The organism is Pseudoalteromonas sp. Angola-7, assembly GCF_028599255.1.
Lineage (GTDB): Bacteria > Pseudomonadota > Gammaproteobacteria > Enterobacterales > Alteromonadaceae > Pseudoalteromonas > Pseudoalteromonas atlantica.
On sequence record NZ_JAQREL010000020.1, the window covers coordinates 38,999 to 53,775 of the forward strand.

Below are 14,777 nucleotides of genomic sequence, written 5' to 3' on the forward strand. Positions count from 1 at the left end.
AATTGTTTTGCTCAATTAGCAAACTTTTCCCATTAATAGGTAGAATTAGGCGTGTATTCTGGGTTTATGTCGCCGCCTACTTCTTCTGGGTCTACATCGTTTATAAGCAACACTTCGCGCACGGCTTCAATATGATCAAGCACCGTTTGATAGCGCTCGCCATATTCGTACTTTGTTACTTCAATTGCTTGCGGCATGTAAGTAAATGCAATTTTTAGTGCGTGTAACGCGTCTGGATTGATTTTATCGCTCATAAATTTCTCTCATTTTATCAATGTATAGTGATTTGTTTAACAGCTGCTAAAAGAGCCTGCCTAGGGACAATTAGCTTTTTGCATATGCCTTAACAAAATAACAATAATTATAGAGTTTGTTGACTGTTAAAGTTAAAAATTTGCCTGTTTAGTCGTTATTTTAATGGGCTAAGCAGTTAAGCACTGATCAGTATGATAACGCAGTTGTTTTTGGGATTATTTAAAAACAGTTTCAGCCCATCATATTTACCTACCTAAATACCAAGTATGCTCAAAAAATGTAATTTTATAAATAAACAGGCATTGATTGTGCGAATAAAAAGGAGCTTGTTCGCTTATTAAGTAACGATAATATGTTGCATAAATTTACAAATGCGCAATATAATGCAAATAGTTGTTATTTGCATGTGCAGATGTGCGCGCCTGCTATTTATTAAATGAGCTAAAAATGAATAATAAAAAAACCTTTAGCGCTACAAAGCGTCGCCATTTAATGGCGTGCGTATTGGCATTGGTAACCGCTACGGTGATGATCACCGGGATGACTACCTACTTGCCATTACAAATGAGTGAACAAATTTTACTGCCTATTTTACTGTTTCCAATTATTTGGGTTGGGCTTTTTATATATGCCTACATTAGCGAAAAAGCATGGCAGCCATTTTTAGTCATGATCACTTTGTGTTTAGTGCATGGAATTTTAAGTTATTTTGCATTAATGCAAGGGCAAGGATGAAATCAATTACTTTAAAAAAGCTATTTTTATTACATAGTTGGGTGGGCGTAGTAACCGCCGTTTTATTGTTTGTTGTGGCATTTACCGGCGCGTTAGCAGTACTTGCAAGGCCTGAGCTAAAAATTTGGGCCAACCAATCACTGCAGCAAACTCAACATATTCCTAATAGCGAAATAAGCACATTAGTTAATACATACCACGCTCAAGTGCCCAAAGAGTTTGGTGAAAACATTCATGTGTTTATGCCAACAGGGCATAATTTTCACTTACTGGCTTTAGTATTTGAATCGCACCATGGTGATGAAAATTACCAGCAAGAAGTACTTCGGGCATTTGAATTTGACCCAGCAAGCTTAGCGTTGGTAAATACCTACTATGGCCCCAGTAAGCAATATTATGCCAATAGAAAAACAGATGCAGCCAGCTACATTGGTGAGTTTCACGCTGACTTACATTTAGGGCGACCTATAGGGCTTATTTTAACTGGGTTTTTAGGTTTAACATTATTAGTAAGTACGGTAACTGGCTTATTTATACATCGTAAATTAATTAAAGAGCTGTTTACCTTTAGGTGGCACAAAGGCTTAGATGTAACCATAAGTGACGGCCACAAAGTAATGGGCATTTGGGGCAGTATTTTTAATATTGTAATTGGCTTTAGCGGCGCATTTTTAGGGCTCGCAACCGTAATTTTACTACCTGCAGCAGCTTTCGTTAGCTTTGGAGGCGACCAAGATAAGTTGATAGAAACTTTTACAGCTATTCCTGAGCCAATAATTAGTCATGTAAATCAGCCGACTAACATAACCGCTATTTTAAGTGATGCGCAGCAACGCTACCCACATGCCGTTGTTTTAGATGCCACGGTAATGGCGCATAACGATGCTAACGCACAAGTGTATTTACGCCTTTTAGGAGGCGAAGCCGTGGCTTCTCAGTTATTGCATTACAATGGGCAAGGGGAGTACATCACTTCAATGAGTAGCTTTGGCGATATTGCAGGGGTATCAATTAAAATTATTGAAATACTCTTCCCACTCCATTTTGGTAATTTTGCAGGTTTATTTGTGAAGTTACTTTGGGTAATGCTTGGCTTAGCATGTGCCTTAATGCCACTTTCTGGCATGATGATGTGGCTAGCAAAGCGTACCAGAGGCAGCACACCAACACTTAGCGCTGGCGCGTATGCAAGGTGGAACCGCTTTATTATAGGCAGTTGTGGTGGTTTAGTGCTTGCTTGTTGTGTGTTATTCCCTGTGCAAGTACTTTTAAACTATGCCGTGGCTGGTGTTGAACACAATGCTTACTTTGGGCCGGTATTTTTTTACACGTGGTTAGTATGGCTAGTAATTGCAGCATTTTGGCAAAACTATAAAAACTACTTCAGAGCAACCTTGTTGCTTTGCGCCTTATTCTTAATAAGTGTTTTACCACTTAATAGTGTATTGGGCGTTAATAATGTTATTAACGCAAACAGTACCCTAGTGGCATTTACAGATATTAGCTTTTTAATTGTTGGACTGGCGTTTTTATGGGGATACTTAAAAACAAAACCTGATGCCATAGCACTTGCAGAGGTAAAAGCAGCATGAACACTGTTATGATAGTTATTGCACTAGCGTGTTTACTGGCCGCTTTATTATTAATGAGAAGTAAGCTCTACAAAGTAGCCTATAAATGGCTGTATTGTAGTGCTTTAATAGCTATTGCCTTAGCGTGCTTTATACATGTTTACGCTGTGCTAGCTGGGATTGTATGCACCATTGCAGCGTTTACTGTAATGGGCATACTGGTTGCACTTTCTAAAGGGAAACAACACACTTAGCTTAAAAAGGCTTTGGCTGTATCAATTCCCATTTTGTACCCATCGTTAAGGCGTTTAACATTTTTTGTTGTACGGCCCACTCTAAATTGGGGCGGTGGAGCAATAATATTTATTTTGCAATCTTCAGGCGGGTTATTAATAAAATCTATGCTGCTGTTATAAACATGCGCTCTGTTAATCGAGCTATTAATTAAAGCAGGGTAGTTTTTATAAAGTTTTTTAGTTAACCACTGAGATTTACTTGGCTTTTTTCTATAGCCTAGTGGCTGAGAAAGCACCACGGTTATTTCTTGAGCGCCCATTTCGTATGCTTTTATTACGGGAATAGAGTCTGCTACGCCGCCATCGGTCATTGCAATATCATTAATTATAGGGTAGTTGCGATACGCAATTGGAATCGCGCACGATGCCTTAAGTTGCTCTACCATCGCATCACTACTTGCTTTGAGGTAATGGGGCTGCCCTGTGGAGATAGCTGTAGAGACGATATAAAATTCGTGAGCAGCCTTTGCAAAGGCTTCTGTATTGAGGGGGATCTCTTTAATGGTTGCTTGCCACAGCCAATCTAAATCAAATAAGTGGCCGCCTTTGATAAAGCGCGCTAAGTTAATAAATTCAGGCCGACACGAAAAATCGGTAATAACATGGTAATTTCGTTTAGGTTGTTGGCATAAATAAGCGGCTATATTGGTAGCGCCAGCAGAAACCCCAAAGTAATTAGTAAAAGGTTGATAGCGCTGCGCTAAAAATTCATCCAGTACGCCGGCGGCAAAAATACCGCGCATTGCACCTCCCTCAACCACTAAAGAATGTTTATTGTTATTATTAATCATACTATTACCTCCCTTTTGATGATATTACCAACTAACCATGTAAAGCGCGATAAAATGCTGAAATAATTATACCCATTTGCCACATTACTTAATTCACTTAAGGGATTAAACTTGGCGCTAACGGCGCTAAAAATTTTGATATAAACAGAGCAATAACGAAGCTTTTACCCTGTAATCAACATGGTTTAGTATTTAAAACTAAATCACTTAATTAAGCTATTTGCTATTAGTGCACTGTTTGGCTTAGCAAAAGCGTTTAGCTGCTTATGTGTTTTGTTTAATCGTAAGTGTTGGGTATTTCTGATAAAGTATTTATTAATACAAGGCTTTGTTAATATTAAAGAATCGTTATTTATGACTGACTTAAGTGTGACCGTATTTAGTAATTTGCAAAATAAGTTAGGTGAAAGCCCGCTTTGGCACCCTTTGCTTGAAACGCTATTTTGGGTAGATATAGAAAAAAACCTTCTGCTAAGTAAGTGTTTAACAAAGCCTGACTCACTAACACAAGTTGAAATGCAAGATACGGTTTCGGCTTTAGCGTGGCTTGATAAAGCACACCTTATTATTGGCACCAGTACGGGTATATATAAATACCATATAGCTTCTGGGGTGCGCCAAACGCTCACATTTTTAGAAAATACCCAGTCCACACGGCGCTCTAACGATGGCCGGGCAGACCCTTGGGGTGGTTTTTGGCTAAGCACTATGGATACAAACGCCCGCTCAGGCGAAGGTAAGATTTACCGTTTTTATCAAAATTCGCTTAATTGCGTGGTGCAAGGTTTAACCATTCCCAACGGGTTATGTTTTGATAAAGCGCGCTCACGTGCTTATTACTGCGACTCTAAAGCCAGCTGTATTTTTACTTTAAATGTAAACCCAGACAGCGGCGAGCCTATATTACCCGCCCAAGTTTTTTATCAATTTAAAAATACCCAAGTAGACCCAGATGGCTGTGTGATTGATGCCCTTGGCAACTTATGGCTTGCGGTATGGGATATGGGCTGCGTTATGTGTTTATCGCCAGATGGGGAGGTTTTAAACACACTACCACTTGCTGCAACAAAACCTACAAGCGTTGCCTTTGGTGGCAATAACGCACAGTGGCTATTTGTAACTTCTGCAGATGACAGTAATGTAAAAACTAACCAGTCATTACAAGGTAATGTATTTAAAATATCAGGCATAAAAAACGGGCAGCTAGAGCCGCCCGTTACTTTATAATAGATTTAGTTATGTAAATTGGCACACCTTATTACGGCCTGTTTCTTTTGCGGTATAGAGTGCTTGATCGGCTTTGCTTATAAAGCACTGTGGCGTGCTATTTTTATCAGGCGTGGCTGAATAAAAACCGATACTTAATGTTAAGTACTCACTTACGGTAGAATTATTGTGTTTTATGCCTGCCGCGTTAATTGCTTGTTGAATTAAGCGGGTAAATTGCTGGCAGTCTTGCTCATCAGTTGCCGGTAAAATGACGGCAAATTCTTCACCGCCATAGCGCGCGGCTAAATCGCCTTCGCGTCGGCATTGCGACTTAAGCGCAGCTGCCACCTTAACTAAGGCTTCATCGCCTTGTTGATGGCCGTAGCTGTCGTTGTAATTTTTAAAAAAATCTATATCGCACATAATTAAGCTAACGGTTTGCTTAGCACGTGCGCAGCGTTTAATTTCGCTCTCTAGTGCTTTGTCAAAACAACGTCTATTTGCAATTGTGGTGAGGCTGTCGGTATTAACAAGGTGGTTAAGTTTTTGATTTGCGGTAATTAGCTGTTGTTGAATATGCTGAAGCTCTTGCTTGTAGTTTAAGTTTTTAAACGCATTAGCGATTATTTCACCTACTAGTTTTATCCTAATTAAGTCTAAGTCTGTCCACTCACGTTTTTGCTTTACACAATCACAACCAATAAAGCCTACTAGCTCCTTATCGTAGCGAAGGCCAATACACAGTACCGATTGAATACCTTCACGCTCAAGTTCTTGTTTTTCTTTAATCGCTTTTTCTGGGAGGCTTGCAACATCATTCACTTTAAATAAGTGTGTGGTGCCCATTAAATTAGCAAAGTAGGGGAGTGAGTTTTTTGGTATGTGCTGTAGTTGATCTTTAAATGGCTGAATACCTTGATTAACCCATTCATGGGTGTTGCGCATTGACTTACCATCGTCAGAAAATTTAAATAAGTAGCTTCTATCGGCATGGCATACAGTGCCAATGGCTTTAAGCGCAAACTCTATATGAGTATCAATATCGTCAATTTGAATATCTATTAAGTCGGTAGAAATTTTTGAAATAATTTTATCAAAGTTATATTGCGCATCTTCGTTGTGTTCAATTATCTCAAACGTAGCAATGTATAAGTGACTATTTAGCGAGGCAAGTTTGGCGTTTAGTAATAGGCCGTGTGTTTGTTTTTGTAAAAATACGTGGCAGTTAGTATTTATAACTAAGTATTTTTCAAACAATTGCGCAACAGTAAATTGTTTTTTACTTTCTGGACTACTTAGCGTGAGGTGCTTAAAGTCTGCATCTTTTAAGGTTGGCTGTGAGGGTAAATCAAATATACTCTGCGCTTGAGTGTTTGCTTTATAGGCTTGTGTTTTAGCATCATAAAGTACAACGGCAAACGGAATAAGCTTTATAGTACTCCACATATCTTCGATTGGTTTTAAGCCCACTCATTGCTCCAGTTGATTTTACATACAATTTAATTGTTCCTACTATGTTATTTAGTACAACTTTAGCTATTTTGCTAAGTTTTTAGTGCGTTTAAGAGGGCTTCGTATTACAATTGCTACTGTATATCATTACCCTTTTCTACTCTAAGCCACCTGACGGCTTATTTGCATTTTAAGTATAGGTTTTTCAAGCATTTCATGACAGAAATCACTACACACCAGGCGTCTCGTCGTCGGTTACTTATCGCTTTAGCGATAACATGTTCATTTATGGTAATTCAGGTAATTGGCGCTTATTACGCTAATTCGCTTGCTGTACTTGCCGATGCAGGGCACTTATTTGTGCATAATAGCTCGCTATTTATTGCCCTTATTGCCTCAAGCTTAGCAATTCATTTTGCTAAAACCTATAACGATGGCTATCAACGCGCTGAGCTCATTGGTGGTTTAATTAATGGTTTACTGTATTTGGCGATAAGCTCCGTTATTTTATATGAAGGTGTAGAGAGAATTTCCCATCATAACGATGGCCATGATTTAGCAATAAACAGCTTTTTAATGTCGAGTATTGCCTCTGTGGGGTTTTTATTTCATGGTGCTGCAGCGTGGGTACTTTATAAAGGGCGCAAAGCAAGCATTAATGTGTACGCTGTATTTTTACATTCGTTTTTTGACATTATATCGACCATTTCTACGTTTATAGCTGGCGTACTTATTTATTTTACGGGCTGGAGCATTATTGATATTTTATCGAGCATGCTAATTGCCTCGTTTGTGTTATTTACCGGTGGTAAAGTGATCACGAGCTGTATTAAGGGGCTGTTCTTTAATAACGCTAAGTTGCCTAAAGTGAAGGATATTGAGCAGTCAATTACCGAGTTAGAGCATGTGCATAACGTACATAATGTGACGGTCTCGCGCAAAGACAGCGATATTATTGTCGGCGCTCACGTGGTGTTAAAAGAGCATTGTACAATTGAAAAGCACGATGAAGCCTGCCGCTTAAAAATAGAAAAACTTCTCGCTGCGCGTTTTAATGTTAAAAGCAGCGTACTACAAATAGAAAGCCACGAATGCCAGCATATTCATAGCTAACTTTTTATTAAAGTGTGAATATGCTCATGTGTTTCGGGGTTTTGTAATTGCTCTGCCCTCATTGGTTTTGCAAAATAATAACCTTGTAAAACATGACAACCTAACCCTTCTAAAAAGGCTTTTTGTTGCTTAGTTTCAACGCCTTCGGCTATGCAATAAAGCTCTAAGTTTTGAGCCAAAGTGTAAATGGTTTTGATGATCGACTCATCACTTTTATCAACCCCAATGCTGTTTACAAAGCTTTGATCAATTTTAATGACATCAATAGGGAACTGGCTCAAATAAGTAAGTGATGAGTAGCCGGTGCCAAAATCATCGAGTAACAGCTTAAAACCAGCCGATTTTAACTTTTGTAGTTGCTTTGCGGCTTTTTGCTTGTCTTCTAGCAGTATGTTTTCTGTTATTTCTAGGCGCAGTTGCACTGGGCTCATTTGATGCTGTTTTAATATATTGGTCAGCTTGGTTGCTATATTCGTCCTTAAAATGTGCTTTGGCGACAAGTTAAGTGAAATATAAAACAATGGGTTGCTGGCCAATGTAGGGGCTAGCTCAGTTAGCGCGCGCTCTAAAGCTTGCTCAGTTAATGCTTCTATCAGGCCTGTTTCTTCAGCAATAGGGATAAATAAAGCCGGCGAGACAAATTGGCCGTTATTTTCCCAGCGCATAAGTAATTCAACCCCATTTATTGTTTGTGCGTGCGTGTCTATTATGGGTTGGTAGTGATTAAATAATAGATTATCTTTCGCGGCGTCTTTTAAATCGTTTTCGAGGATGAGCTTTTGTTTTATTTGCTCGTTCATCGAGTCGTTAAAAAACTTAAACCCGTTTCTGCCTGCTTGCTTTGCATGCATCATGGCTACATCGGCGTTTCTGATCAGTAAATCGGTCGAGCTGGCATCAAATGGGTATAAAGCCACGCCAATACTGGCTGATATATTAATAGAAAAATCTTCGATAATGACCTTATTGGCAAGTTCTGAGCTGATACTTTTGACTATGTTATTAAGTGCGGCTATGTCTTCTACGTTATCAATAAGCACTAAAAATTCGTCACCGCTTTGGCGGCCTAGCGTGGCATTACTTGGCAACATAGCGCTCACTCTTTGGGTGATATTACACAGTAGTTGATCTCCCACTGCGTGGCCAAATGTGTCGTTTACCGGTTTAAATTTGTCTAAATCTATAAATAGTAAAGCGCTTTGAGTGAGCTGCTGGTGAGCTTTTTTAATCGATTTACCAATTTTTTGATGCATTAAACTGCGGTTAGGTAATTGTGTAAGGGGATCGAAATTGGCTAAATAGCGCAGCTCGTCTTCTGCCTTTTTTTGCTCGGTTAAATCCGAAATAACAATCACATAGTAACTTATGCTATGTGTATCTTTAGCAATTGCAGTGGCACTTATATGTATGGGGTGGTGCGGGTTAGTTGCAGTTTTAATAACGGCATCAGTTCGCCAATTTTGTTTTGCTGTTAAGCTTTTTAATGTGTTGGCATAGCTTTTACATTGCGCTTTACCTATCGCATTAACAAACACTTTTAAGCTAAGCGGATGTTTATGAGTTTGCGAAAAGGTTTTTATAAAACTGTTATTTGCAGAAACCGGCACCAAATTATTATCTAAAATAAGCAGCCAGTCGTTTATTTGCCCAAACGCCTCACCTAAAATGTTGGCTTGCTGCTCATTGGCACGTTGCTCAGTTATGTTGGTATATATGCCAGATACAGATATCGGTTTATTTGTGTGTTCGTCATAAATAATTTGCCCTAAATCTTGATACCACAACCAATGGCCAAGCTTATGCTTTAACCGGTAAGTTGCTTGCCAATGCTCATGCTTTTTTTGTTTGGTAAAGTTTAACCAGTGCGAAATAACCCGCGGTTTGTCTTCAGGGTGAATTAAAGCTAAATAATGTTTTAATGGAATACGGTTTGGCAAATTAGTATACCCAAGCTCACTTCCCCGGTTTGTATTTACTGAATCGTCGCTGTAATGGTAATCCCAAATGCCACTTTTATTGTTACTGAGCGCAAGCTCGGTTTGTTTTTGCGAGTGTATAGTCGCTTTTTGCGCATTAGCTATGGCTAGCTGTCTGCTTCTGTATTGCCAAAACAGTAAACACAGCACAGTTATAATAATTAAAATATAAGCTGCATATGCATAAGGAGACTTCCACGGCGCGTATGCCACATTAAAATTTAACAGCGCCGGCTTTGATTCAGTCGCACTATTAAAATTATACGCGCTGGCCTTTAATTGATAATTTCCTGGTGGGAGCTTTGTAAAAAATATTTTGTTTGCTTTTAAATCATCATACTCTAGCGAAGTAGGCCCTTGAAGCGTAATTTTGTAACGTGTTTCCGCGCTATTTTGAAAATCAAAATTAGAAAAGCTGACCTCCAAACCCATATCTTCATGTGTTAATTGCAATGCAGAGGTGGCAAACTGATTTGGCTGATAGTCTAAATCGCGCGACATTAATGTAATATCGGTTATTGAGGTAGCTGTTTGCGTGCTTTGCTGTAAAAACTCAGCGGGGTTAAACGAAATTGCACCATAACTGCTGCCAAACATTACAGTGTTATTTTTAAGCGTAATTGCCCCTAAAGTGCTAAATAAATTAACCGATAAACCATCTTTTACTGTAAAAACTCGCAGCCTTAACGTATCGGTATTTAAGCGGTACAAACCATTTTTACTGCTAAACCATAAATAACCATACTCATCGCTAATAAGTGAATAAATAGACTGCGTTTTTAAGGCGTTACTTACGTTAAAGTGGTGCTTTTTTTCAAAGCTCTGCGCATCAATACCCACTAGGCCTTCGCTGGTTGTTGCTAACCATAAAATGTTATTTTTATCGGTTAACCAGTTTTCTACTGTGTGGTAATTTTGGCTGTCTTTTTTGCTGGTTTTATAAATAGTGGTAAGGGTGTTTGTTTGCTCGTTAAACCGGTAAAAGTGGGTAGTTGTACTTAATACAACTTCATTTGGGTAATCATCAAAAGGTCGATGAAAAGTATAGGCCTCTAAAGGGTTTACATGTTGTTTTAACCCGTTAATTTCGCGCGTTAAGCCTGCTTTACCATTATAAACATAAAAACTGTGATCATTATAAAAAGCGAATGTGTCGGGGGCTACCTCAGACAAACCATAAATAACCGCACCTTCAGACAGTGCGTTATTTAAATCTTTTTTGGCAACGGCAGTGCCTGTTTCTTTGTCAAATAAAATTAAACTGTAGTACCCCGTTAGCCATAAATACCGCGAAGTGGAATCTAAATGCGCTTTATTAATTGCAAAAATAGCGTATTCACCATAAACCGCTTTAGGGTCTTGCGAGGTTAGGTAGTAGGTTGTTTTGTTTTTAGCATTTACATGAGCAAGGCCATTGTCGGTGCCGTACCACATAGTTAAATCATCGTCTTGGTAAATACTGTTTATATAGTTGTTTTCGGGTAGGGTGATTTTGTTAAAGCGCCGTGTGTTTATTGACCAAGTAAGCACGCCTTGAGTGCGCGACGCCAGCCAAAACACGCCACTTGAGTCGACCATTAAATCGTTAATAGTATTTTCGGTAATATTAAATTTACTTTGATCAAAGCTAAGAATTAACTCAGTGGTGCCCTTTTCTCGGTTAAATTCGAACAAGCCATGCTCTGTGGCAATAAATTCGCCATAGGGTGTATTGCTGTAATCCCAAATATTGTAATCAGCAATCACGCTTTTAGTGCTTTGATCTGCAGCTGCTCCTGCTGAGCTATTTAAACTTAATGCGTACATGCCCTCAACGGTGCCTACTAATAATCCTAGCGCGGGGTCTACAGATAAAAACTTAACATTACTGTTATCGACTGTTTGTTTATCGGGAGTATGTAAATTAAGAGGGGTTAATGACTCTGTTTTTAGGTCGTAACTAAATAAACCCGTTTGTGTGCCTATAAATAGCGTATTTTTGTAATATTTTAACGCGCGCACCACGCTGTTTTCATTGCCTATAGTAAACTCTAAAGTAAGTGAATTTGTTTTAGAGTTAAGTGAATACACGTTGTTTAAAATGGCAAGGTAAAAGGTATCTTGGTGTTGGGCTATCGCTTCAATTGAAGCGTAACTAGCTGTATTACCTGCAAGATTGCCCGAAAATATATTACGAGTAGTTAACGTTTTTGGGTTAACTAAATAGGCACCGGCAAGCTCAGTAGAAACAATTATATTGCCTGCATGCGTTTTAAATAGTGTAGTGATGAAGTTTTCGTTAAGGGTAAATCCGCCATCAAAAGGGGTTACCGTGTAGCCGTCAAATCGATTAAGCCCTTGCGCTGTAGCTATCCAAATATAACCTAAATCGTCTTGCAAAATTTTAGTTACGTAATTTTGGGATAAACCTTCATCGGTAGATATTCGTTGTAGTTGTTGAGCATAATTTGTGGAGGCCGATACGCTAGTAATACAAAGAAAACATACAGTGGTGAAGAGAAAAAACAAAATACTCAATCGCACTAATAAACTCGCTCTAGGGCAGGGATATATATATAAAAGTTAAATATAGCACATTTTTTAAAATGTGGATTACAACTTATAACAACTAAATTAAAGCACTAATTTAGTTATTTATAATCATTTAAGCTACGCTTACTAATTATAATTACTTAAAAGCGGGGTGTTATGGTTAGTCACAAAAATTTGTCTGCAGATAACAGCGTGTTATTAGTGATAGATATTCAAGATAAGCTTTCTCCCGCTATTAGTGGTTTTTCTGATTTACTAGAGTGGGCAATAAAAATTGCCAAAGTAAGCGCCCTTTTTAAAATTCCTAGCATAGTGACTGAGCAATATCCTCAAGGGCTTGGTGGTACAAACAGCCTTTTAAAAAACACCCTTATAAACGCACAGACTGTTGAAAAAACGCATTTTAGTGCGTGTAATGAGCCTGCATTTAATGCTGTGTTTACAAAGCTTACGCGTTCACAAATTATAGTAATAGGCACAGAGGCGCATGTATGTGTTTTACAAACCTGCTTAGATTTAATAGCCCAAGGATTTGAGGTGCATGTAGCGGCAGATGCTGTGGGTTCACGAAATACGATGCATAAATCGCTAGCTCTAGAGCAGTTACAACAGGCTGGGGCAATAATTACAAGCGTAGAAAGTATCATTTTTCAGTGGACAAAAAACGCAGCCTTACCTGAATTTAAAGCGGTTTTATCAATTATTAAGTAAAGTTGGCAGGCTAGGCTATATTGATAATTAAATGTGGTCGTAATTATTAGCTAATACGTACAACCCCTGATTTTGTTCAAAAAAATTTTAATAATTAAAGGCATTTATGAATAGTGTAAGTCGTTTATTCACCATAATATTTATTTTTTTGTTTGTAGAGTCTATCGCCCTAGGCTTGTACTTTGGGACACTTACACAAGCATTTATAGTCGGCCTACCTTTAAGTTTAATGCCTATATGGTTACTTAAAACTCAGCAAAATAACCCAATCACAGGCCATGTTGTGGCTGCGGCAATTATGATGTTTTCTTTTTTGCATATACAACAAGCCTTCGGGTTAATAGAAATACACTTCGAAATATTCATCTTAATGGCCATGTTGATCATGTTTGTGCAATGGCAGGTGTTTATTACGGCCATTATTTTTGTGGCCGTTCATCATTTAAGCTTTTACTTTTTACAAACACAAAACACCGGCTTTTATGTATTTGACCCAGATAGACTGGCGTTTACTACGGTGCTTATACATGCCGGCTATGCAATAGTAGAAGTGTTTGTAGCAGGCTATATTGCTAAAACTCTACAACAAGAGCGCCGAGCTGGCGTGTCTTTAACCAAAGCGACCGAAGCCATTATGCAAGACCCCGAGCATATACAGCTTTCGCTTAGGGCCGATGATAAAAATAGCAATGCAGTAGCGGGCTTTAATACTTTATTGGGTTATTTATCAGATGTAATTAGGCAAGTGCAAACGCAGTCTCTTTCACTGCAGCAAAATTCGCAGCAATTAATAAACGTACACGATGAGCTAGCAAGCGGGGCAGAGCAAAGAAAGCAACAAACTAATGATATAGCTGACTCTGGTGCTCAAGTTGCAAAGGGCTTTAGCTTAGTTGAGCATGAAAGCGAAGTGTTAAAGCAGCAAGTAGATAACATTACTCAAGCTGCAAATAGCGCCTTAAATGACGTTATGCAAACAGACACTAAAAGCACGGAGCTACTTAATTTACTTAATCATACAGAAGAGCAAATAAATCATTTAGTGGCCGCTGGCGATGTAATATCAGGGTTGTTGAATGAAATATCAGGCATTGCAGAGCAAACTAACTTACTTGCGCTTAACGCAGCCATTGAAGCCGCAAGAGCGGGTGAGCATGGCCGCGGCTTTGCAGTTGTAGCCGATGAAGTCAGAACGCTTGCTACAAGCAGTAAAGCCACGACAGATAAAATTGCTTTAACATTAAAAGATTTAGTTACAAACAGTAAAACGTCAACCCAATCTATGAGCCAGTGTGTCGATTTTGTTGTTGATTTAACGCATATCAGCACCACCATGAAAGAAAACATAAGCGCCATGAGTGAGCAAATAAAAGCTGTCAGCCAGAGTACTCACTCTGTAGCGCAAGTTGTTGCTGAGCAAGCTGTAAACACAAAACAAATAGCTTCTAGCACAGAACAAATGCAGCAAAGCCAATATCAAGATACCAAAGTGGTAGAAAAACTAACCGCTAAAGTACAAATGATCGACGTAAGTATTGCGGTATTAGAGCAAAGCATTGCTAAATTTAAGTAATTCATCCATTAAAATGAGTGCAGTGATTGCTCTGTGGTTAGTATTGACGGTTTCTGGTTTAGTTTATTATCAATATAATCAGTTGCGCGTTTTTGACAGCTATGGCGTGCTTGATCAACCAGGGTGGTTTACTAAATTTAAACAACACATAGGGTTTACAGCTGCAAAGTATAATTCATTGATTATCGTTACTGACCCTGACTGTGGCTGCACCAAGCAAGCCCAGCCTCATTTAAAACAGTTGGCTGCGTTTTCTAAAGCGCAAAATATTACGCTTATCAATATTGAGCAAACAGCCTCTTTACAAATACTGCTCCCTGCTACACCAGCTGCCGTGGTGATTAACGATAAAGGTGACTTTGTTTATGCCGGCCCGCTTTCTCAAGGGCTTGGCTGCGCGCAGGGCAGTGGTTTTGTTGAAACGGTTATAAATAATCTTGTAGCTGGATTTAACAGCGAACTTTTACTTAATAAAACCAGTGGTTGTTACTGCACTGCTTGATAGCGCTATTACTGATTAGCCTTTTATAGGTATTAAAAACGCCACCTGCATAATATTAAGA

The 14,777-nt window shown here is 38.8% G+C and carries 12 protein-coding genes; 8 read left to right on the forward strand and 4 right to left on the reverse strand.

The annotated features are described in order from the left end of the window. Nucleotides 1-32: 32 nt before the first annotated feature. Entirely contained in the window at nucleotides 33-254 is a 222-nt protein-coding gene (locus tag PSH50_RS19565; RefSeq protein ID WP_024032720.1) for a hypothetical protein, read from the reverse strand. Nucleotides 255-702: 448 nt separating this feature from the next. Here PSH50_RS19565 and PSH50_RS19570 point away from each other — a divergent pair, with 448 nt between their 5' ends. The 3 genes from PSH50_RS19570 to PSH50_RS19580 are packed head-to-tail and all read left to right on the forward strand — an operon-like array spanning nucleotide 703 to nucleotide 2,815. Further along, nucleotides 703-990 carry a hypothetical protein gene (locus PSH50_RS19570; RefSeq protein ID WP_273587011.1) on the forward strand — a complete coding sequence of 96 codons (288 nt, stop codon included), beginning with the start codon at nucleotides 703-705 and terminating at the stop codon, nucleotides 988-990. Beyond that, nucleotides 987-2,582, forward strand: coding sequence for a PepSY domain-containing protein (locus PSH50_RS19575; RefSeq protein WP_273587012.1), 1,596 nt, complete (start codon nucleotides 987-989; stop codon nucleotides 2,580-2,582). The genes PSH50_RS19570 and PSH50_RS19575 overlap by 4 nt, the downstream gene beginning before the upstream one ends. Next, on the forward strand, nucleotides 2,579-2,815 hold the full coding sequence (locus PSH50_RS19580; protein WP_248461899.1) for a hypothetical protein: 237 nt from the start codon (nucleotides 2,579-2,581) through the stop codon (nucleotides 2,813-2,815). Before PSH50_RS19575 ends, PSH50_RS19580 begins: the two co-directional genes overlap by 4 nt. Here PSH50_RS19580 and PSH50_RS19585 read toward each other — a convergent pair. Further along, complete coding sequence (locus tag PSH50_RS19585; protein WP_273587013.1) at nucleotides 2,812-3,648, reverse strand: patatin family protein; 837 nt, start codon at nucleotides 3,646-3,648, stop codon at nucleotides 2,812-2,814. The genes PSH50_RS19580 and PSH50_RS19585 overlap by 4 nt on opposite strands. A gap of 354 nt (nucleotides 3,649-4,002) precedes the next feature. Here PSH50_RS19585 and PSH50_RS19590 point away from each other — a divergent pair, with 354 nt between their 5' ends. Continuing rightward, a complete protein-coding gene (locus PSH50_RS19590) occupies nucleotides 4,003-4,875 on the forward strand; it encodes an SMP-30/gluconolactonase/LRE family protein (protein WP_273587014.1) in 873 nt (290 codons plus the stop codon). A 9-nt stretch (nucleotides 4,876-4,884) separates the two neighbouring features. On the opposite strand, the gene PSH50_RS19595 is transcribed toward PSH50_RS19590, so the two are convergent. Then, nucleotides 4,885-6,327 carry a diguanylate cyclase gene (locus PSH50_RS19595; protein ID WP_273609985.1) on the reverse strand — a complete coding sequence of 481 codons (1,443 nt, stop codon included), beginning with the start codon at nucleotides 6,325-6,327 and terminating at the stop codon, nucleotides 4,885-4,887. A 198-nt stretch (nucleotides 6,328-6,525) separates the two neighbouring features. Here PSH50_RS19595 and PSH50_RS19600 point away from each other — a divergent pair, with 198 nt between their 5' ends. Then, the gene (locus tag PSH50_RS19600; RefSeq protein WP_273587016.1) at nucleotides 6,526-7,422 is read left to right on the forward strand and encodes a cation diffusion facilitator family transporter; all 897 of its coding nucleotides are present in this window, start codon (nucleotides 6,526-6,528) and stop codon (nucleotides 7,420-7,422) included. Here PSH50_RS19600 and PSH50_RS19605 read toward each other — a convergent pair. Continuing rightward, complete coding sequence (locus PSH50_RS19605; protein WP_273587017.1) at nucleotides 7,419-11,906, reverse strand: EAL domain-containing protein; 4,488 nt, start codon at nucleotides 11,904-11,906, stop codon at nucleotides 7,419-7,421. The genes PSH50_RS19600 and PSH50_RS19605 overlap by 4 nt on opposite strands. Nucleotides 11,907-12,086: 180 nt before the next feature. Here PSH50_RS19605 and PSH50_RS19610 point away from each other — a divergent pair, with 180 nt between their 5' ends. The 3 genes from PSH50_RS19610 to PSH50_RS19620 all read left to right on the forward strand — a co-directional run bounded on the left by PSH50_RS19610 (nucleotide 12,087) and on the right by PSH50_RS19620 (nucleotide 14,716). Continuing rightward, a complete protein-coding gene (locus PSH50_RS19610) occupies nucleotides 12,087-12,641 on the forward strand; it encodes a hydrolase (protein ID WP_273587018.1) in 555 nt (184 codons plus the stop codon). Nucleotides 12,642-12,747: 106 nt separating this feature from the next. Further along, the gene (locus PSH50_RS19615) at nucleotides 12,748-14,214 is read left to right on the forward strand and encodes a methyl-accepting chemotaxis protein (RefSeq protein ID WP_273587019.1); all 1,467 of its coding nucleotides are present in this window, start codon (nucleotides 12,748-12,750) and stop codon (nucleotides 14,212-14,214) included. 13 nt (nucleotides 14,215-14,227) lie between these two features. Then, nucleotides 14,228-14,716, forward strand: a complete 489-nt coding sequence (locus PSH50_RS19620; RefSeq protein ID WP_273587020.1) for a DUF6436 domain-containing protein — start codon at nucleotides 14,228-14,230, stop codon at nucleotides 14,714-14,716. The last annotated feature ends 61 nt before the right edge of the window (nucleotides 14,717-14,777 follow it).

Bases quoted from the DNA above. Each gene is read 5' to 3' on its own strand.
- PSH50_RS19610 (WP_273587018.1), top strand. From the start codon at position 12,087: ATGGTTAGTCACAAAAATTTGTCTGCAGATAACAGCGTGTTATTAGTG.
- PSH50_RS19580 (WP_248461899.1), top strand. From the start codon at position 2,579: ATGAACACTGTTATGATAGTTATTGCACTAGCGTGTTTACTGGCCGCT.
- PSH50_RS19590 (WP_273587014.1), top strand. From the start codon at position 4,003: ATGACTGACTTAAGTGTGACCGTATTTAGTAATTTGCAAAATAAGTTA.
- PSH50_RS19620 (WP_273587020.1), top strand. From the start codon at position 14,228: ATGAGTGCAGTGATTGCTCTGTGGTTAGTATTGACGGTTTCTGGTTTA.
- PSH50_RS19615 (WP_273587019.1), top strand. From the start codon at position 12,748: ATGAATAGTGTAAGTCGTTTATTCACCATAATATTTATTTTTTTGTTT.
- PSH50_RS19570 (WP_273587011.1), top strand. From the start codon at position 703: ATGAATAATAAAAAAACCTTTAGCGCTACAAAGCGTCGCCATTTAATG.
- PSH50_RS19600 (WP_273587016.1), top strand. From the start codon at position 6,526: ATGACAGAAATCACTACACACCAGGCGTCTCGTCGTCGGTTACTTATC.
- PSH50_RS19585 (WP_273587013.1), bottom strand. From the start codon at position 3,648: ATGATTAATAATAACAATAAACATTCTTTAGTGGTTGAGGGAGGTGCA.
- PSH50_RS19565 (WP_024032720.1), bottom strand. From the start codon at position 254: ATGAGCGATAAAATCAATCCAGACGCGTTACACGCACTAAAAATTGCA.
- PSH50_RS19575 (WP_273587012.1), top strand. From the start codon at position 987: ATGAAATCAATTACTTTAAAAAAGCTATTTTTATTACATAGTTGGGTG.